Source organism: Streptomyces sp. NPDC021100 (assembly GCF_044333095.1).
Taxonomy (GTDB): Bacteria; Actinomycetota; Actinomycetes; order Streptomycetales; family Streptomycetaceae; genus Streptomyces.
The window spans coordinates 194,131-210,872 of record NZ_JBIRQH010000006.1 but is presented as its reverse complement, the minus strand read 5'-3'; the positions used below and the strand labels follow the sequence as shown (position 1 = coordinate 210,872).

The following is a 16,742-nucleotide window of genomic DNA, read 5'->3' as shown; positions in this document are numbered from 1 at the left end:
TCACCCCCCAGCGTCGCACCCCTCGTCCGCGTCGCCCTGGTCGTCGTCGGCGAACGCGGCGCGCAGGCCGCGGGCAAGGTCGGTCAGCATCGATCGCACCTCGCCGGTACCGGTGCCGGTGTCGATCTCGGCGAGCCGGGCCGCGCTCGTCAGGTACGAGCCGATGGCCTGCGAGTGGTGGCGCTCGTCCTGAGCGGGCGGCTCGTCGGAGACCAGCCGCACGGGCCGGCCGGTGGGCAGCAGCTCGACGCGCACGTACTCGGCGGCCTCGACGCGGTCGAGGTTGGCGGCGGCCCGGGCGTACAGGCGGGCGACGAGCTGCCGGCGCTGCTCGGTGAGGTCGAGCCGGCGCGCCTCGGTGGCCGGGGCTACCCGGGCGCCACCCTCGAACCGTAGACCCTCCTGGGCGGCGATCTTCGAGACTGTCGAGCTGCTGCGCCCGATGACCTTCGCGATGGCGTTGCGGCTCTTGCCCTCGGCGTGCAGGCGGCGGACGGCGTCGCGGTCGGCGGGGGTGATCGGCTCGGGCACGGCTCACCCCCTGTACGCACCGCGACCCGGGAGGCGTTCCTCCGGGGCCGCGGCGAAGCGGGTCAGTTCTTCGGGCAGAGGTGCGTCTGTACGGCGACGAGGATCTGCTCGGCCTGCCGCTTGGTGATCTGCGTAGCGCCGGAGAACCGGGCCCGTGTGAGCGACACCTGCTTGCCGTGATCCTTCGGAAACGAGTGGATGGTGCCACAGGTGTCGCGTCCGCGGCTGACGGCCCGGTCCTCCTTGCCCCTGATGCCGGTGGGCAGGATCGTGCTCATGGCTCGTATGTAGGCGGCCTGATGCGCGGCGTCCGGCCGGGGCGGTATGCCGGCGCGCGCCTCTGCCTCGGCGAGGCCCTTGTGCGGCTTGGCGGTGGCCGGGGCCTGCGAGGCGGCGGGCGGCGGTGGGGTCTTCTTCGATTCGGTGCTGCTGTCCTTGTCGCTGCTGCTGCACGCGGTGAGTCCGGCGGCGGCGATGACGGCAGCGAGTATGGCGGTGGTGGTGCGGTGCATGGCGGCTCTCCCCTGGCCGGTGACCGTGATCGCCTCATCCTGGCATGCGAACGCCCCGCCACAGGGGGGAGAATGGCGGGGCGATTGACTCGCACTTCCGGGCACGCCGGAGACGGCCCGATTAGATCACGAAACGATAACGGGTGCAACGGGGGTGCCGAGGGCCTGCTCGACGATCCGGCGCAGCTCCCCGCCGCGGGTCCGCTTCACCCCCAACGCCTTGCCGAGGGCCTCGGCCGTCGGCCGGCCGCCGGTCTCCCGCAGCAGGCGGCGGTACGCGGCGACCGCGTCGGTCGGCGCGCCGACGGGGGGCGCTGCGCCGTCGGCCTGGGCGTCGTCGAGGGTGTCGTCGAGCGGGGTGGGCGTTGGGAGCGGCGGCGCGGTGAACGTCGCGGCCAAGGGGAGCGACGTCGGTACGTCGTCGAGGGCGTCGACGGGGATCGGCGGTACCTCGACGGTGGCGATGGCGGCGGCGAGGTCGACGAGGGCGAGCGGCGGGGCGGCGGCGGTGATGAGCATGGTGGCGGCCTGCTCGGCGCGGGCGGCGGCGTCGGTGGCGACGCCCGCGGCCTCGACGGTGCGCTCGACGGCGTCGGCGACGGCGTCGCGGGTGTCGGCTCGGGCGGCGAGGGTGGCGTCGGCGACGGCCCGGGCGATGGTGTCGAGGGTGGTCTGCGCCGTGGCAGCGGCGGTGCTGGCAGCGTCGGCGGCGGCCTGCGCACGGCGGGCGGCGGCGTCGGCCTGCGCGACCGACGGTGCGACGTCGGCGACGGTGACGGTACCGGCGCTCGGCAGCATCCGTACGAGTAGCTCGGTGGCGACAAGCTGCGCGACAGGAGGCACGACGGCGATGGCAACGCCGGCGCCGGTCCCGTCGGAGTGCCCCACGTTGAACGCGAGGCTGATGGCGGTGAACGTGGCGACGGTTGCCCAGTAGGCGGCCACCGGTCGGCCGGCGCGCTTAGCAGCGACGACGCCCACCGTTCCGACAACGGCGCCCCCGTCGACCAGAACGGCGAACATCCATCCGATGTCGGCGGGGGTGCCGTGTTCAGCGGCAAGCCCTGTGAGGGACTCGAAACTGAGGCGGAACGCGAGGAACGCGAATCCGATGGTTGTGACTCCGGCCGCCGCGAGGTGGCTCCATGAGGGGCTGCTCGCGGCCGGGCGCGGGTGGGTAGGGTGGTGCGTAGCCATTGCGGGGTTAGCTCCCGTGGTGGTTAGGGCCCGTCCGGCGGTGCAGTCGCCGAGACGGGCCTGTCTGACTGGCTGTTTCGAGCTGCGCTATCGAGCGGCTGTCACCGCTCGCTCGCGGTTACGTAGCTGTCGCCGTCCGGCCAAACAACGTCGATCTGCAATCGTGTGCACAGGTCGATCAACTCCTGTTCGGGCGCGGACGGCACAAGCAGGGACAGGGCGGGCTCGTCTTTCAGGAACCGTTGGTAGTCGAAAAGTTGGCCAATGGCCATGCGGATTGATTCGCGCGAGACCGACCCCTTGGCTTCGTACAGGCGGTTCGTCGTGAGGTCGCAGGCGTCGGTGATGAGCGGCTTGGATTGGCCCGGCACTGAGATGCGCTGGCGCATCACGTTGTGCCCCTGAAGGCGCAGGTGCTCAACGTAGTTGCGCACGAGCTTGGCCTCAGTCCGTTCTGCCGCGTACGGCTCTCGGGCTGGATCGACGAAGGTTCGTTCGGTGTGCTGCTGCTCGATGTCGATGATGGCGACGTCGAGCTCTTCCGTGGGCGTGTGCGGAAGCTGTGCGCCGGCAGGGGCCTGCGCGGTGATGGGCTGAAGTCGAAACATGATCACGCTACGGATGGGGCCGCCGTTGGTTTCGGGGGCATCCGTGCGGTACCAGGTGCGGTGGTCGGCGAGCGTGAACTCCCCGAGGTACTCGCAGACTCCCGACGAGACTCCGCGGAAAAGGCGCAGTGCGCGGCCATCCTGCTGGTGGTTGAGGATGGCGAGGTTCCCCTGCGTCATCTTCTGGTCGCCGAGCTGCCCCTCGCCGGCGTAGTGGTAAAAGTCGTCGTCTCCCCAACCATCGAAGTAGCCGTGCTTGTGGCCCTTGGCTGGGTCGGTGAAGAGCAGCACGTTCGGTGTGACGCGTGAGGGCCCGATGCCTCCCTGTCGACGACCTCCGTACTTGGCGTGAAGGTCGACGCGCTTGAGCTGCTGCCCGATGCTGATGTCCCAGCCGGTCACTTATCCCCCAGATTTTAGGGCCTAATCGATACCTAAAAGCTAAGCCTAGCGCGCCTGCGCCGCAAGGCCTTTACAGGCAAACTCGGTCAACTCAAGGCTATGGATGTGCAGATGACGCCACGGCTAGTCAGGGTGTCATTAATTGTGATCATTCGGGCGAGTTGGCGTCGACCTAGTGTTTGTCTGTCTGTGCGTCGCATCCCACAACTGGCAACCTGCCGATGATCCCGAGCGCGGCGCAGAGAGGGCACACCTATGCCCAAGCGGTACCCCTACAAGCTCCCCGAGCATCGGGTCGAGCACGGTGTCGAGATCCCCGTCGGCGACCTGAAGACCGATGAGAAAGCCCAGCGCACTCTGAACGAGCGGCGCGCCATGAGCATTGCCAACAACTTGGTGCCCGAGGCGCTCGGGACCATCGTTGTGTCCCAGCGTGACAACGGTGATCAGTACATCGTCGACGGCATGCATCGCTGGCACGTGTGCAAGCTCCGAGGCATCCCCGCTCTGGTGGCCGAAGTGCATCACGGGCTCGATCAGCAGGAAGAGGCCATCTTGTTTCTGATCAAGAACAGGGAGTCGAGCAAGCCCATGCCGCTCGACGAGTACAAGATCGGTCTCACGGCAGGGCTACCGCTCTTCGTTGACACCGATTCGGCGCTGAGGCGCCGGAACCTGTCCATGGGCTCCACGGGAACGAACGTGGTTGGTGCCGTTGCTGGGGTGCTCCGGATTACCGAGCTCTACGGACCAGAGACTTTGGAACGCACTCTCGCGGTCGCCGAGGGCGCTTGGGGGCGGACCAAGGAAACCTGGGACGGGATGTTGCTGGGCGGAATCGGCATGTTCCTTGGGCGGCATGGCGACGAGGTCGACGACAAGGTGCTCGCCGAGAGGCTCGGAAAGAAGGACCCGGCCTTCCGATGGCGGGCGAACGTCACCGCGGTGGCGTCTGCTGGTGGAAGTCGTCATAGCGGCACGGGTTCGAGGGTGAGTACCTGCTATCAGCTCATCGTGGGCGAGTGGGACAAGGGCCGACGGAAAGGCAGCCGCATCGCTGCTTGATCGACTCAGGCCCAACTTGCGGGCCCCGACGCGTTGTCGGAGCCCGCAAGACTGTTATGCGACGCGTGACGGCCGCCCTTCCTCAGCTGGCACCGCGGCGAGCAACAGCGGCAAGCAGGCTGGCCATTCCCACACACACCGGCCGTGGGTGTCTCGGCCGGTGCCTGCTCCGCATGCCTCGCCCGTCTGGCAGGTCACGGTCGGCGGGTCCGCCGGCGCGGCGCGCACGACCAGAGCGCCCATGCACGAAGGGCACGGCGTCGGCAGGGCGCGGCTCGCGGTGATGGCGTCAGCGGCGAGGATGCGCGCGATGCGCTGTTCGCAGGCTCGGGTGACGTGCGCGGCCTGGTGCAGCAGCTTCTCGGGTAGGGGGTCGAACGGGGCCGGTGTGAGGCTGCCGTCGAGGCGTAGCTCGGGGGCGGTGTCCTCGTTGAGCACTCGACCCTCGGCGTAGGCCGCGGCCCAGTGCAGCCCGTGTACCCGGGAGCCGGCGGCGGTCCGGGCGTCCGGCGCGCCCGGGTCGGCAAACCTCCAGCGGCGCGGGTCATCACAGGCGGCCCGCTGCGCCGCGGCGGCGAGGGTGTCGGCGAGGTCGAACACGGCGCCCTCGACGAACAGGGCTACGTCGAGGGCGCCGAGGTCGGCGGGCGCGGGGTGCTGCCGGAGAGTCAGCGGGGCGCGGTCCTCAACTATCAGGGGCTCCCCGTCGGCGGCCCCCGTGTTGAGGAACGCGCGGGTCTCGGCCGGCGGCCACGTCGAGGGGGCCGGCGGGGTCTCGACCGCGGCAAGCAGGGCGCCCCACTGGTCTCGGATGGTGCGCAGGCGGGCGGCGGTGGCGTGGGCGACGTGGTGCTGCACGGCGGGTCTCCTCGGTGGTGGGGCGACCGGGGCGCGGCCTGCTCGGCGCGCCCCGGTGGGGGTCACGCGGTGGTCTGCTCTTCGGCGAACACGGCAACGGTCGCGCCGTCGTGGCCGTGCACGGCGAGGGCGTCGTCGAGGCTTGCCCATATGACGGTTGAGGCGTGAGCACCGCGCCAACGGAGCGCGGCCGTGCCGTCGGTGAACAGGACGCCCTCGGCGACGATGCCGACGCCGGACACGCCGGTGTGGTCGATGGCGCGGCGCAGCAGGAACGGTCGGGGAAAACGCGGGACCATGACGCCTCCTAGGCGGCTTGTCGGTGGATGGGATGCGAGGGGCGCAGGGCGCAGCGTCGGCACCGGCGGTACGGCCGGGTGGCCCACCGCGGAACGACGCGCACCGGGTCTGCCGGGTGGCGGTGTTCCCCCTCGGCGTCGCAGCCGGGGCATGAGTCCTGCATCAGCACGTATCCGTGGGCGCACAGCACGTGCGGCCGGGCGCTCACTGCTGCGTCCCGGTGTCGAGCCGGTCGGCGAGGTGGTCGAGCAGGCGGTCGAGGGCGGCGGGCCGCTCGACGGTGAGCAATTCGGGCCGGTTGAGCAGTTCCTCGGCGAGGCCGTTCCGGTACGTGCGGTCGTCGAGGGCCTGCTCGGCGGTCTCGGCGCGCTGCTCGGCCTCGACGATGGCGGCCTCGGCCGCGACGACGCGGGTGTGCAGCCGGCGGACCGCGGCCGTCTGCCCGGCGGCGCTGCGCCGCGCCCGGTCGCCGTCGGCTATCTCGGTCTCGACGGTGGCGCGCAGCAGCCGGGCCTCGTCCGGCAGGAGCACGGCGCGCTCGGCGCGGGACAGCAGGACGGCGAGGATTTCGCGGCGGCGGTCGCGGGCGAGGGCGCGGTCGGCGGCGCGCTGCCGGCGGCTCACGGGCCGACCACGGCGGCGGCGCGCTGCGTTTCGTACGCGGCGATCAAGTGCCCGTCGGCGACGCGCAGCTCGGCGTCGTCGGCCGGGCGGTCGAGGCGGTGCAGCTCGTCGCGCACGATCTCGACGAGGTGGGCGACGTCAAGCAGGGGAGCGGGCAGGGCGAGGGCGTGCTCGGTGCGGGTGACGTGCACGGTGCGGCGGGTCGGGACGGTCACGGGCGTGTGTCTCCTCGGGCGGTGGGGCGCGGGCCGGCGCGCTGCGGGGCGCCGGCCCGACGGGGGGCGGCTACGCCTTGCGGGGGCCCTCGGCGCCGCACTCTGCGCAGATGAAGCCGACAGGCGGACGGCCGTCGCACTGGACGCACGCGGGCAGGGGGACGAGCAGGGCGCCCGGCTCGATGCCGAACAGCACCGCGGCGGCCTCGATGTCGGCGGCTGTCCACGCCCGGCCGCCGGAGCGCTCCAGGCTGTACCAGACCTGCGCGGACATCGAACGACCCGTCAGGTTCTCCCACTCCTGCCCGGCCTGCTCCGCCGACCAACGGCGACGGCGGCGCAGCGCCCGGACGTTGGTGCTGATGATGTCGGCGAGGGTCGACGGGCGCGGCGCCTGCGGGGCGTCCTCGGTGTGCTCGGCGAGTTCGGGGTGGGCGATCTGGGTCTCGGTCATGTCGGGTGTCCTTGAGGAGTGCGGGTGGATGGGATGCCCCCGCGCGCGGGGGCGGTGTCGACCGGTCGCGGGGGCGAGGGTCAGAAGGGCGGCGGTTGGTTGGCGGGTTGGATGGCCCACGGGTCGGCAACGGCCTGCGGCGGCGCGGTGGTGGTGCTGGTGGTCTTGGTGACGGTGGCGGTGGCGCGGAGCAGGGAGGGGCCGATGTCGTCGACGTCGAGCTCGACGACGGTGCGCTGCTGCCCGTCCTTCTCGAACTGCCTTTGCTTGAGCCGTCCGTGGGCGATGACGCGGGTGCCGCGGGTGAGGGACGCGGCGACGTTCTCGGCGGCGGCACGCCAGATGGCGCAACGGATGAACAGGGTGTCGCCGTCGCGCCATTCGTTCGTGGCCTTGTCGAACTGGCGCGGCGTCGAGGCGATCGTGAAGCCGGCGACGGCGGCGCCGGAGGGAGTGAAGCGCAATTCGGGGTCGCTGGTCAGGTTGCCTATCAGCGTGATGACGGTCTCGCCGGCCATGCAGCCTCTTTCGTGAACGGATCATTCGATTCGTGAATGAAACATAGCGGGTGCGGGTCGGCTTTGTCTCCCCGTGGGCTACGCGGCTTCGGCGGCGGCGAGGTCGGCGCGGGTGGGGTGGGGCGTAGTGCGGCGGCCGAGGCGGCGGGAGCGGCACGGCTCGCCCTCGGGGGCGCGGCACCACTGGCAGGGGCAGGGGACGCTGAGGGGGTCGGGGTGGCCGGCGGCGACGGCGGCCTCGCGGGCGGCCCGCATCGGCCGGTAGGGGGCGAGTTGCTGCCGGGTGTCTGCCGGAATGTACGAGCCGATCGAGGCGAGGCGCGCCGCGATGGCCGGGTGGATGCCGCTGGTGAGTTCCCGGTGCGTCGAGGGTGCGGTCTGCCCGGTGGCGACGGCGGCCCGGGTGCCGAGCAGTTCGGCGCGCCACTGTGCGACGTCGTCGGGGTCCGTGGCCGGAAGCGGGTCGGTGTGACGGTTCATCAGCTCGGCGCGGTGCGGCGCCCACGCGGCGAGCAGGTCGGCCGGCTCGATGGGCCGGAACTGCGCCGACCTGTCGCCGTTAGCCTGCTCGTAGTAGCGGCGCACCGCGCGGCCGGCGTCCCATCCGGCGGCCTCGGCCATGGCCGGGACGTCGGCGAGGGCCTGCGCCCACGTGCGGATGGTGGCGGCGGCCTGCTCGTCGGTGGCCATGATCCGGCGCACCCGGCTGTCGAGGGTGGCGGCGTAGGACAGCAGGGCGGCTATCTGGCGGGCGTCCATCAGGCGAGTCCTTCCTGCTCCAGCAGGGCGAGACCTGCGGCGAGGGTGGTCGTGGGGGTGGTGAGTGCGGCAACGGGGCCGCGGAAGGGCACGACGTTCGAGCCGGGTGCCGGCCGGGCGGGGGCGTGGTCGAGGTCGGACCAGACCCGCAGCCAGTAGCGGGCCGACTTGGGCGGGTCGCCCGGCACGGTCCGGTGGGCGGCGAGCTCGACGAGGGCGGCAACGCCGTGCGTCTGGACGAGCCGGTACGCGTCGCGCTGCTCTCCGAGTCCGAGCGTCCATCGGACCTCGACGCCGGCGGCGTTCAGGGCGGCGGCGAGGGGCCGCAGTTGCTCGACGACCGGCGACGCGCCCGCACGCGGCTGCTGCTCGTTCTCTTGGTGGTTGCGTTCTCTTGCGTTCTGGGGTCCGGATTCCGGACCGGTGGGGGTCCGGTTTTCGGACCGGGGGGGTACGGATTCCGGACCCCCGGGGGTCTTAATTTCGGACCGGTCCGGATTCTGTACCGGTCCGGATCCCGGACCACCAAAATGGGCGTTTTCGGGCTCGGTGCGGCGGTGCCCGACGGCGTGCGGGAGCCGGTAGACGGTCTCCCCGCGCGGCCCGCGGGCACCCTCGACGATCTCCAACTCGCCGGAAGCGAGCAGCTTGTCGACGGCGGTCACGACCGACGAGCGGGCCGCTTGCGTGCGCTGGACGAGCATGGTCGTACCCGCGTAGGCAGTGGCGTCCGGGCCCGGCGCCTTGTCGGCGATGGCGAGCAGCACAAGCCGGGCCGTTCCTTTCGCCTTGGCGCGGGTCCACACCCAGTCCATCGCGTCGAGGCTCAACGGGGCGTCCTTCCGGGGTCGGGTTCGGCGCGGCCGGCGAGGGCGGCCGGGGTGTGGAGCGGGCAGCGGTAGCCGGTGAGGTACCGGCGGGCGCCGGGCGCATTGCAGTAGCGCCCGGCGTCCCCCGACCAGTGCTGGCACCGGCGGACTTCGGTCACGCGGCGTCGGTGTCCGCTGGTGCAGTGAGCGCGGCGAGTTGGGCCGTGAGCTGCCCCTCGCGCCACGCCGCGGCGACCGCGGCCTTCCCGGTCTTCCGCCACGTCAGGGCGTGCGTACGGGCGCGGGTCGGCCGGATGAGGACGCCCGGCACGTCGTGCACTTCACCCGTCGCCTTGTCGGCGATCTTCGGGGCGCCAGCGGCCATCATCTCGGCGACCAACTCGGCGAGCTTCCACGGTTTGACCGTGCGCACGATCCGAGTCTCGGTCCACTCCTCGTCGGGCCACGTCCGGCGCACCCATCGGGCGAGAGCCTCCTCGTCGACGACAACTGGGCCCGTCTCGCCCCGACGCAGGGAGATGGTGGCGACCTGCGCGCCGTTGGGGAGGACGGCGGCGATCCGCTCCACGCCGTCGCGCTGCGCCGCGGCGTCCAGGGCCCGCTGCGTGCGGGCCCGCACGTCCTTCTTGGCGGCGGCGATCCGGGCGGCGAGCAGGTCGAGGGCGGCCTCTTCGAGCGCGAGATCGCGCAGCGACTCGACCGGCTGCTCGGCGCTCATGCGCTCGCCCCCTTCGCGGCGTCGAGCAGGTCGTCGCGCATGTCGTTGAGCTGCTCGACGGTGGCCTCGCCCGGCTTCACGCCGTGGCGCGAGGTGAACAACTGCTCCACCTCGGATCGGTCCGTGACTCCCGCGGTTCGGGCGGCGTCGTACATCGCGCCGAGGGCGGCGGCCTGCTCCTGGTGCGCGTCCTGCTCGGGTTGGACGCCCCGGGTCCACTGCATCGCCCGGCGTGGGGCGTCGGCGATCGGCCCTCGGCGCTGCTCCGCTCCCGCCTGCGGCTGGTGGGCAGCGGCCTGTTTCTGCGTGGCGACTTGGTCGAGTTGAGCGAGGTAGCCAGCCGGAGCGCCCGCGGCGACGGCGGCGGCCCGCACCTTTCCGAACGCCTCGGGGGTCGCCGCCGCCCGCGCCTCGGCGAGGTAGTCGCGGCGCGGAGCCGGCTGCTCCCGCGGACCGGATTCGGTGCGGTTGCTGCGGCGCGGCTGCTGGCTCTGCTGGCGGCGCTCCGGCTGCCGCTGCTGCTCCGGCGCCGGCTCGGGGTGGTGACGGTCGCCGTCGTCGATGCTGCGGCCGTCGACCGGCAGCATGAACAGCGTGAACAGCAGGTACTTGAGCGCGGCGGACTGGGCCTTGTTCATGCTCTTGTCGGCGAAGTCGAACGCCTCGCCCGGCACCTCCGCCACCAGGCAGTCACCAGCGGGCCCGTAGATGCGGTACCGCATCGTGATCAGGGTCCGGGTCATCTTCCCGTCGCGGCTCTGCGCCTGCTGAGCTATCGCCGGCAGGATGAACACGCCGTGCGTGCGCAGGGGCCCGGCCATGGCCGACATGACGTCGTCGATGCCACGGAACCGGTAGTTCTGCTGCTCGTTCCGCTGGTTCTTCCCGACGGGCATCGCGTCGCGCATCACGGCGTTGATCGCGGTGAACACGCGCGGCGCGTCGGCCGGAGCGCCCTCGGGCGCCGGCACGTACACCACATCGGGCGTGCAGGTCGGCGCCGCGGGAGCGGGCGCGCGCAGGTCGGTATGAGCACTGGGCAGGGTGGTGACGGTCACGGGCGCGGGCTCCAGTTCATGCGGTGGGGGCGGATGTCGGCGGCGAGCGGGGCGGCGCTCACTCGGCCTCCCACGGGGCGAGGCGCAGCAGGCGGCCGGCGCGGACGTCGTATCGGTGTTCCTCGCCCGTCCACGCGGCGTGCGGGTAGGCGCGGCGCAGCACGGCGTAGGCGGTGCGGTACTCGGCCGGGGCGGCGGCGAGAGGCAGGTCGAGGACGTCGGCGAGGTGGACGTGCACGGCGACGCGCGGCCCGCGCGGCCCCATCTCGGTGTAGACGGGCGTGGTCAGGACGGTCTCGACGTCGGGGACGACGCGGCGCACGTCGCGGGCGACCATGATGGCGCGAACGGCCTCGGCGGCGGTACGGCGGACGGTACGGTTCATGGGTGACCTCTCGTGGCTGATACGGGGGTCTCTCCGCCGCCCCGGTCGCACCCGGGGCGGCGTCTTTTCTAGGCCGCGGCGGCGGGCGCCCCGGGCGCCGGCATGTGGCCGGCGCGGGCCGTGCGGTGCAGGCGGCGCAGGATGAGCTCGACCTCGTCGGCGCTGCGGAAGGATCCGGCGGCGGCCTGCTCGGCGGCCTGCCGGATCGGCAGGGCGTCGCGGCGCGCGCGAGCCCGGTCGAGGACGGCGCGAGCCTCGATGAACGCCTGCTCGCGCGGGGTGATCGCGCTCATGCGGCGACGTCCTCGCGCATCAGGTCGGACGCGGTCAGGCCGTAGGCGCGTTCGATCGCGGCGAGACCGGCGGGGCCCGGGGTGTGCCGGCCGGTTGCCCATCGGTAGACGGCGAGGTACGGCATGCCCATGCGGCGAGCCATGTCGGCCGGGGTCCGGTCACCCCGGGCGTAGGCGGCGGAGAGCAGGACGGAGGGGACGTAAGACACGCGCGTTCCTTTCGCGAAACGTTAATGCATGTTTCTGTCGTGAATGAAACATAACACGATCGTTTCACGTAAGAAAGGATTCGCCCCTGGTCATCCGTCCGTGAATCGCCGATCAGGCGGAACCGGCCTGCTGGGGCGCGACGTCCTGTCTTTGTGTGGCGGGGCGATTACTACGTGACAGGTGGGATGATTGGCCCTTACAGTGGCCTCGAATCCTTGTTCGATGTCCGGGCGGGGAGGGTCTACCGTGCGTCAAGGGGGAGTGATGAATCGGTGTTCCCGTGCCATCTTTCTTTCATGCGCGATATCTTTCATGCATGACACTCGACGCTCCCTCGGACCACACCTCCGAGACCTTCGCCGCATGGCTCCGGGAGCAGCTCCGCCGACGCGGTTACGCTGACCGCGGCGGCCAAACGCGCTTCGCTGCCGATGCCGGCCTCAGCCAGCCGACCGTCTCGCGACTTCTCCGCGGTGACGGTCTGCCCGACTTGCGAACGTTCGGCGCCCTCTCCGAGGCGCTGGACGTCCCCCTCGCCGAGATCCTCGTACGCGCCGGCGTCCTCTCGCCGGACGAACTCGCCGCCGCCGCCCGGCGGCCCATTGGTCCAGCCACCATCACGCCTCAGCAGGCCGCCCAAGAGCTAGGGATCACCAGCGATGAGGGCGTGCGCACGTTCGAGCGAATGGTCGCTGGCCTACGGGTCACCGAACCGGACGGGCGGGCGAGCGGATAGCACAGAAAGGCATCGCCCCCCAGATGAGCACTCGTGAGTTCGCAGCCGCCACCCTCGCCGCCGTAGTCGTCGGCGGCCTCGCCGTCGCTGCCCTCTCCATCGCGAGGCGTCAGACGCGCATCACCCGCGACGCGGTCGAGGCCGGCCGCCGGGAGGGGTACCGCCTCGGCCTGGAACACGCCTCGCGTGGCCTGCTGCTCACTCCGCCCACCACGGGCGGCGGTGATGGCTCGACGGTGTAGCAGTCGCCGCCTTCGCGCCACGGGCGCGCATGCGCTACCGCGGGGGGTAGCGCACCAGCCGCCCCAACGTCAGTGAGGGGGAATCAGATGCAAGTGCAGGCATCCGCCGACACCTTCGGCGATCTCGTACCTGCCATCGGATACATACGGGTTTCGACCTGGAAAGAAGAGAAGATCAGTCCCGAACTCCAGCGATCCAGCATTGAAGAGTGGGCAAAGCGCACCCGCCGACGCATCGTTCAGTGGGTAGTCGACCTCGACGCCACCGGCACCAACTTCCACCGCAAGATCATGAAGGCCATCACGGCAATCGAGGCCGGGATCGCCAAGGAGATCGCCGTATGGAAGTTCTCACGCTTCGGCCGTAGCCGGCACGGCATTGCCATCAACCTCACCCGTGTTGAGCGGGTCGGGGGGCAGCTCTACTCAGCCACCGAAGACGCCGATCCGCGCACCGCAACCGGTCGGTTCACCCGGGGCGTGCTGTTCGAGGTCGCCGCGTTCGAGGCAGACCGCATCGGCGAACAGTGGAAGGAGGCACACGACTACCGCCGGGCTGCCAAGCTCCCCGCCATGGGAAAGCCGCGGTTCGGCTACATCTGGCACAAGCGGTACGACCCCCACACCGGCGTACTCCAGCAAGAGCGCTACGAGATCGATCCGGAACTGCGAGACATCGTCGCCGAACTCTACGCCCGTTACCTCAACGGCACAGGATTCAAGTCCTTGGCGGCGTGGCTCAACAGCCTGGGATGTACCACCACCCGCGGTGGCCTGTGGGGGCTGGAAGGCGTCAGGTACTACATGGACAGCGGTTGGGCGGCCGGCTTCCTCCGACTCCATCGCGAAGACTGCCCACGCGGGAAGCACCAGGGGCAGTGCAAGTACTACCGGCTCGCACCGGGGGCCCACGAGGCGATCATCAGTGAAGAGACATGGAAGAAGTACGAAGACCGGCGGGTCGCGGTAGCTGCAACTCCGCCGCGCAGTCGCCTTCCCAACAGCGAAGTGACCGGGCTGACTCGATGCGGTCAGTGCGAAAGTGCCGCAACCCTCGCGCGCAGCCGGAAGAAGCCCGGATTCCGGTGTTCGCGGCGCGTCGCATACGGTGATGCTGGATGCGTAGGCGTCTGGGCGCGGGGAGCCGACGTGATCGGCGACGTCTTGAAGTGGCTTCGCGGGGTCGCGGACGAGATCGACAACGCGCCGGCGGCGCCCCTGGACGAGCAGAGCGGGACCGATGACCGGACGCGCGCGGCGCGTGAGCGGGACCGGTTGCAGACCGAGCACGCCAAGGTCGAGCAGTCGCTGACTCGGCTTGCCGTGGACGCAGCCAAGAACCCTGAGAAGTATCCGGCGGGGGTCTTTGAGTCGGCGCGTGATGAACTGGTGGCCGAGCGGAACCAGCTTGCCGAGCGGATTTCTGCGCTGGTTGAGATTGAGGAGACGCCGGAGCTGGAGGACTATCTACCGCTCGTAGTCGGCGTCTTGGACGAGTGGGAGACGTTGACCGTCGCAGAGCGGAACCTGATCCTTCGGAAGTTGATCGGGAGCGTCGTCCTGCATCAGCCGGAGAGGCCGGGCCCGGTCGAGGTCAAGATCATCCCTGCGTGGGAACAAGCGAGGCTGCCCGAGCGGGACCTCTACGCCGTCATGGCATGACGTTCTTTAGAGAAGAAACCCGAGAAGTTCGTCATCGCCCCCGACGGCACGGTCGCGGCCCGGTTCAGCCCGCGCACCGAGCCCGACGCCCCCGAGGTGACGGCCGCCATCGAGGCGGTCCTGCCGGCGTAAGGCCGGCCCGCCTGCCGGGGGCCTGCCGCCTGCCCGGGGACGCTGCCGCGGCCAAGCCGCGTGATCGTCGTCCGGCGCGTCTCGCTTGGGTCGTCAGTCGGTGAACTCCTTCAACTCCTCGGTCTCCAGGGTGAAGCCGACGGGATCGGGGAGGGCTACGGGCGTGCCGTACGGGCGGGAGACCGAGCTGAGGTACGTTCCGTCCTCGGGGTCCGAGTACACGGTGACCATGCGGCGCTCGCGGTCGACCAGCAAGTAGACGGGGATGCCCGCGGACGCGTAGCCCGCGGGCTTCTCCATGCGGTCGCGCCGGTTGGTATCCGCGTCGTCGGAGGTCACCTCGACCACCATGAGCACGCCCTTCGGATCCGACCAGTCCCCGTGCCCGGCGAAGTACTTGCGAGGGGTGAGGGCGGCGTCGGCGATGGCCCGGCCCTTGCGGCAGTTCTCCACCTTCAGACTCGCTTCGCCGTAGAGGCGCACGTCCGCTCGCCGGTCCCGGCATACGTCCTGCAGCCACATCACGATCTCGCGGTGGTCCCCGTCCGGCACGGGCTTGACCTCGATCCTTCCGTTGATGAACTCCAGGCGTACGGTCTCGGGCGCCGAACGGGCCAGTTCCTCGAACTCTTCAACGCCGAGCAGGGGACGTGCGGCGGGGATCGGGGTCATGTGATCGCCTCCTCGCCCCTATGGCGCCCAGGCGAGCGACAGCACGTCGTGTATGGCGGTCACGGCTTGGCCCTTCTTCGGGCGCATAGAGGTTAGGGCGCGGCAACACTTCGTCGCAGTCGAGTCGCGGAGTGTCACGCCTTGTGGTATGCGGCGTCCGCGACTACCGCTCCATGCTGCTGAGCGGGGCGGCGCCGTCGCCCAAGAGTGTGAGGAACCAGCCACCGCCACCCCTTGAGTCGTCGAACACGCGTGGGGTTAGCATATGAGCGCCGCCTAGCTCGAAAGATACGCCTGTGACTGTCAATGACGACACGTTCGCCAACTGGAAGTACCGCGAGGAGATCGCGGAATCGATGATCCCGATCATCGGGAAGCTGCACCGGGAGCGGGACGTCACCGTCCTGGTCCACAGCCGCTCCCTGGTGAACAAGTCGGTGGTCAGCATCCTCAAGACCCACCGCTTCGCCCGGCAGATCGCGGGGGAGGAGCTCGCGGTCACCGAGACGATGCCGTTCCTGCGGGCGCTCACCACGCTCGACCTCGGGCCGTCGCAGATCGACATCGGCATGCTCGCCGCGACCTACCAGGCCGACGACCGCGGGCTGTCGGTGGAGGAGTTCACCGCCGAGGCCGTCGCCGGGGCGCTGGGTGAGGACAAGATCGAGCGCCGTGAGCCGCGCGACGTCGTGCTCTACGGCTTCGGCCGCATCGGCCGCCTGCTCGCCCGGCTGCTGATCGAGAAGGCCGGCTCGGGCAACGGCCTGCGGCTGCGCGCCATCGTGGTCCGCAAGGGCGCGGGCCAGGACCTCGTGAAGCGCGCCTCGCTGCTGCGCCGCGACTCCATCCACGGGCAGTTCCAGGGCACGATCACGGTCGACGAGGCGAACAGCCGCATCATCGCCAACGGCACCGAGATCCAGGTGATCTACTCCGACGACCCGACGACCGTGGACTACACGGCGTACGGGATCAAGGACGCCATCCTCATCGACAACACCGGCAAGTGGCGCGACCGCGAGGGGCTGTCGAAGCACCTCCAGCCGGGCATCGCCAAGGTCGTGCTCACCGCCCCGGGCAAGGGCGACGTCCCCAACGTCGTCCACGGCGTCAACCACGACATGATCAAGCCGGACGAGCAGATCATCTCCTGCGCGTCCTGCACCACCAACGCGATCGTCCCGCCGCTGAAGGCGATGGCGGACGAGTACGGCGTCCTGAACGGTCACGTGGAGACCGTCCACTCGTTCACCAACGACCAGAACCTGCTGGACAACTACCACAACTCCGACCGCCGTGGCCGCTCCGCGCCGCTGAACATGGTCATCACCGAGACCGGCGCCGCCTCCGCCGTCGCCAAGGCGCTGCCCGACCTCAAGGCGCGGATCACCGGCAGCTCCATCCGCGTCCCGGTGCCGGACGTCTCGATCGCCATCCTCAACCTGCGGCTGGCCCGTGAGACGACCCGCGAGGACGTCCTCGACTACCTCCGCAACGTGTCGCTGACCTCGCCGCTCAAGCGGCAGATCGACTTCATCAGCGCGCCCGACGCCGTCTCCAGCGACTTCATCGGCTCGCGCCACGCGTCGATCGTCGACGCCGGCGCCACCAAGGTCGAGGGCGACAACGCGATCCTCTACCTCTGGTACGACAACGAGTTCGGCTACTCCTGCCAGGTCGTCCGCGTCGTCCAGTACGTGTCCGGGGTGGAGTACCCGACGTACCCGGCGCCGCTCGCCTGACGTCACCGGCCTGGCGCCG

23 protein-coding genes and 2 pseudogenes are annotated in these 16,742 nt (G+C 70.6%); 6 read left to right on the top strand and 19 right to left on the bottom strand.

From position 1 onward, the window contains the following. The 4 genes from ACH4PU_RS14775 to ACH4PU_RS14760 form a co-directional block, all read right to left on the bottom strand. Positions 1 to 531, bottom strand: coding sequence for a helix-turn-helix domain-containing protein (locus ACH4PU_RS14775; protein WP_398271339.1), 531 nt, complete (start codon positions 529 to 531; stop codon positions 1 to 3). Between the two features lie 62 nt (positions 532 to 593). Beyond that, entirely contained in the window at positions 594 to 1,043 is a 450-nt protein-coding gene (locus ACH4PU_RS14770; RefSeq protein ID WP_398271338.1) for a hypothetical protein, read from the bottom strand. A gap of 126 nt (positions 1,044 to 1,169) precedes the next feature. After that, complete coding sequence (locus tag ACH4PU_RS14765) at positions 1,170 to 2,240, bottom strand: DUF2637 domain-containing protein (RefSeq protein WP_398271336.1); 1,071 nt, start codon at positions 2,238 to 2,240, stop codon at positions 1,170 to 1,172. A 101-nt stretch (positions 2,241 to 2,341) separates the two neighbouring features. Next, a complete protein-coding gene (locus ACH4PU_RS14760; RefSeq protein ID WP_398271334.1) occupies positions 2,342 to 3,250 on the bottom strand; it encodes a restriction endonuclease in 909 nt (302 codons plus the stop codon). A 255-nt stretch (positions 3,251 to 3,505) separates the two neighbouring features. Here ACH4PU_RS14760 and ACH4PU_RS14755 point away from each other — a divergent pair, with 255 nt between their 5' ends. After that, positions 3,506 to 4,315, top strand: coding sequence for a DUF6551 family protein (locus ACH4PU_RS14755; RefSeq protein WP_398271332.1), 810 nt, complete (start codon positions 3,506 to 3,508; stop codon positions 4,313 to 4,315). Between the two features lie 54 nt (positions 4,316 to 4,369). Here ACH4PU_RS14755 and ACH4PU_RS14750 read toward each other — a convergent pair whose 3' ends face one another. The 14 genes and pseudogenes from ACH4PU_RS14750 to ACH4PU_RS14685 all read right to left on the bottom strand — a co-directional run bounded on the left by ACH4PU_RS14750 (position 4,370) and on the right by ACH4PU_RS14685 (position 11,536). Further along, complete coding sequence (locus ACH4PU_RS14750; RefSeq protein ID WP_398271330.1) at positions 4,370 to 5,173, bottom strand: hypothetical protein; 804 nt, start codon at positions 5,171 to 5,173, stop codon at positions 4,370 to 4,372. A 62-nt stretch (positions 5,174 to 5,235) separates the two neighbouring features. Beyond that, the gene (locus ACH4PU_RS14745; RefSeq protein ID WP_398271328.1) at positions 5,236 to 5,472 is read right to left on the bottom strand and encodes a hypothetical protein; all 237 of its coding nucleotides are present in this window, start codon (positions 5,470 to 5,472) and stop codon (positions 5,236 to 5,238) included. Between the two features lie 205 nt (positions 5,473 to 5,677). After that, positions 5,678 to 6,097 (bottom strand): hypothetical protein, encoded by a 420-nt coding sequence (locus tag ACH4PU_RS14740; protein ID WP_398271326.1) that lies wholly within the window; start codon positions 6,095 to 6,097, stop codon positions 5,678 to 5,680. Further along, complete coding sequence (locus ACH4PU_RS14735) at positions 6,094 to 6,312, bottom strand: hypothetical protein (protein WP_398271324.1); 219 nt, start codon at positions 6,310 to 6,312, stop codon at positions 6,094 to 6,096. The genes ACH4PU_RS14740 and ACH4PU_RS14735 overlap by 4 nt, the downstream gene beginning before the upstream one ends. A 70-nt stretch (positions 6,313 to 6,382) precedes the next feature. Next, complete coding sequence (locus tag ACH4PU_RS14730; RefSeq protein WP_398271322.1) at positions 6,383 to 6,766, bottom strand: hypothetical protein; 384 nt, start codon at positions 6,764 to 6,766, stop codon at positions 6,383 to 6,385. Positions 6,767 to 6,924: 158 nt separating this feature from the next. Beyond that, positions 6,925 to 7,284: pseudogene (locus ACH4PU_RS14725) on the bottom strand (single-stranded DNA-binding protein); the annotation flags it as partial. A 78-nt stretch (positions 7,285 to 7,362) separates the two neighbouring features. Then, positions 7,363 to 8,043: a hypothetical protein gene (locus ACH4PU_RS14720; protein ID WP_398271320.1), complete on the bottom strand. Its 681-nt coding sequence runs from the start codon at positions 8,041 to 8,043 to the stop codon at positions 7,363 to 7,365. Further along, on the bottom strand, positions 8,043 to 8,873 hold the full coding sequence (locus ACH4PU_RS14715) for a hypothetical protein (protein ID WP_398271318.1): 831 nt from the start codon (positions 8,871 to 8,873) through the stop codon (positions 8,043 to 8,045). The genes ACH4PU_RS14720 and ACH4PU_RS14715 overlap by 1 nt, the downstream gene beginning before the upstream one ends. Further along, a complete protein-coding gene (locus ACH4PU_RS14710) occupies positions 8,870 to 9,031 on the bottom strand; it encodes a hypothetical protein (protein ID WP_398271316.1) in 162 nt (53 codons plus the stop codon). Before ACH4PU_RS14710 ends, ACH4PU_RS14715 begins: the two co-directional genes overlap by 4 nt. Beyond that, positions 9,028 to 9,591 (bottom strand): hypothetical protein, encoded by a 564-nt coding sequence (locus tag ACH4PU_RS14705; protein ID WP_398271314.1) that lies wholly within the window; start codon positions 9,589 to 9,591, stop codon positions 9,028 to 9,030. The genes ACH4PU_RS14710 and ACH4PU_RS14705 overlap by 4 nt, the downstream gene beginning before the upstream one ends. Further along, complete coding sequence (locus ACH4PU_RS14700; protein WP_398271312.1) at positions 9,588 to 10,649, bottom strand: ERF family protein; 1,062 nt, start codon at positions 10,647 to 10,649, stop codon at positions 9,588 to 9,590. Before ACH4PU_RS14700 ends, ACH4PU_RS14705 begins: the two co-directional genes overlap by 4 nt. A 58-nt stretch (positions 10,650 to 10,707) precedes the next feature. Continuing rightward, positions 10,708 to 11,034: a hypothetical protein gene (locus ACH4PU_RS14695; protein WP_398271310.1), complete on the bottom strand. Its 327-nt coding sequence runs from the start codon at positions 11,032 to 11,034 to the stop codon at positions 10,708 to 10,710. Between the two features lie 68 nt (positions 11,035 to 11,102). Then, complete coding sequence (locus ACH4PU_RS14690; protein ID WP_398271308.1) at positions 11,103 to 11,327, bottom strand: hypothetical protein; 225 nt, start codon at positions 11,325 to 11,327, stop codon at positions 11,103 to 11,105. Continuing rightward, positions 11,324 to 11,536 (bottom strand): helix-turn-helix domain-containing protein, encoded by a 213-nt coding sequence (locus ACH4PU_RS14685; RefSeq protein WP_398271306.1) that lies wholly within the window; start codon positions 11,534 to 11,536, stop codon positions 11,324 to 11,326. Before ACH4PU_RS14685 ends, ACH4PU_RS14690 begins: the two co-directional genes overlap by 4 nt. Before the next feature lie 317 nt (positions 11,537 to 11,853). On the opposite strand from ACH4PU_RS14685, the gene ACH4PU_RS14680 reads away from it, so the two are divergent. The 4 genes and pseudogenes from ACH4PU_RS14680 to ACH4PU_RS14665 all read left to right on the top strand — a co-directional run. Next, positions 11,854 to 12,273, top strand: a complete 420-nt coding sequence (locus ACH4PU_RS14680; RefSeq protein WP_398271303.1) for a helix-turn-helix domain-containing protein — start codon at positions 11,854 to 11,856, stop codon at positions 12,271 to 12,273. Positions 12,274 to 12,296: 23 nt separating this feature from the next. Further along, positions 12,297 to 12,515, top strand: coding sequence for a hypothetical protein (locus ACH4PU_RS14675; protein ID WP_398271300.1), 219 nt, complete (start codon positions 12,297 to 12,299; stop codon positions 12,513 to 12,515). An 87-nt stretch (positions 12,516 to 12,602) separates the two neighbouring features. Beyond that, positions 12,603 to 14,177 (top strand): recombinase family protein, encoded by a 1,575-nt coding sequence (locus ACH4PU_RS14670; RefSeq protein ID WP_398271298.1) that lies wholly within the window; start codon positions 12,603 to 12,605, stop codon positions 14,175 to 14,177. 21 nt (positions 14,178 to 14,198) lie between these two features. Further along, positions 14,199 to 14,309 (top strand): annotated as a pseudogene (locus ACH4PU_RS14665) (glutathione peroxidase); the annotation flags it as partial. A 93-nt stretch (positions 14,310 to 14,402) separates the two neighbouring features. Here ACH4PU_RS14665 and ACH4PU_RS14660 read toward each other — a convergent pair. Further along, a complete protein-coding gene (locus ACH4PU_RS14660) occupies positions 14,403 to 14,981 on the bottom strand; it encodes a Uma2 family endonuclease (RefSeq protein WP_398271296.1) in 579 nt (192 codons plus the stop codon). A gap of 296 nt (positions 14,982 to 15,277) precedes the next feature. Between ACH4PU_RS14660 and ACH4PU_RS14655 the strand changes: the two genes are divergently transcribed. After that, a complete protein-coding gene (locus tag ACH4PU_RS14655; protein ID WP_398271294.1) occupies positions 15,278 to 16,723 on the top strand; it encodes a glyceraldehyde-3-phosphate dehydrogenase in 1,446 nt (481 codons plus the stop codon). Positions 16,724 to 16,742 lie beyond the last annotated feature (19 nt).

Coding starts and splice junctions, on each gene's coding strand:
- ACH4PU_RS14770 (WP_398271338.1), bottom strand. CDS start 1,043: ATGCACCGCACCACCACCGCCATACTCGCTGCCGTCATCGCCGCCGCC.
- ACH4PU_RS14765 (WP_398271336.1), bottom strand. CDS start 2,240: ATGGCTACGCACCACCCTACCCACCCGCGCCCGGCCGCGAGCAGCCCC.
- ACH4PU_RS14755 (WP_398271332.1), top strand. CDS start 3,506: ATGCCCAAGCGGTACCCCTACAAGCTCCCCGAGCATCGGGTCGAGCAC.
- ACH4PU_RS14745 (WP_398271328.1), bottom strand. CDS start 5,472: ATGGTCCCGCGTTTTCCCCGACCGTTCCTGCTGCGCCGCGCCATCGAC.
- ACH4PU_RS14730 (WP_398271322.1), bottom strand. CDS start 6,766: ATGACCGAGACCCAGATCGCCCACCCCGAACTCGCCGAGCACACCGAG.
- ACH4PU_RS14720 (WP_398271320.1), bottom strand. CDS start 8,043: ATGGACGCCCGCCAGATAGCCGCCCTGCTGTCCTACGCCGCCACCCTC.
- ACH4PU_RS14705 (WP_398271314.1), bottom strand. CDS start 9,591: ATGAGCGCCGAGCAGCCGGTCGAGTCGCTGCGCGATCTCGCGCTCGAA.
- ACH4PU_RS14695 (WP_398271310.1), bottom strand. CDS start 11,034: ATGAACCGTACCGTCCGCCGTACCGCCGCCGAGGCCGTTCGCGCCATC.
- ACH4PU_RS14690 (WP_398271308.1), bottom strand. CDS start 11,327: ATGAGCGCGATCACCCCGCGCGAGCAGGCGTTCATCGAGGCTCGCGCC.
- ACH4PU_RS14680 (WP_398271303.1), top strand. CDS start 11,854: ATGACACTCGACGCTCCCTCGGACCACACCTCCGAGACCTTCGCCGCA.
- ACH4PU_RS14675 (WP_398271300.1), top strand. CDS start 12,297: ATGAGCACTCGTGAGTTCGCAGCCGCCACCCTCGCCGCCGTAGTCGTC.
- ACH4PU_RS14670 (WP_398271298.1), top strand. CDS start 12,603: ATGCAAGTGCAGGCATCCGCCGACACCTTCGGCGATCTCGTACCTGCC.
- ACH4PU_RS14660 (WP_398271296.1), bottom strand. CDS start 14,981: ATGACCCCGATCCCCGCCGCACGTCCCCTGCTCGGCGTTGAAGAGTTC.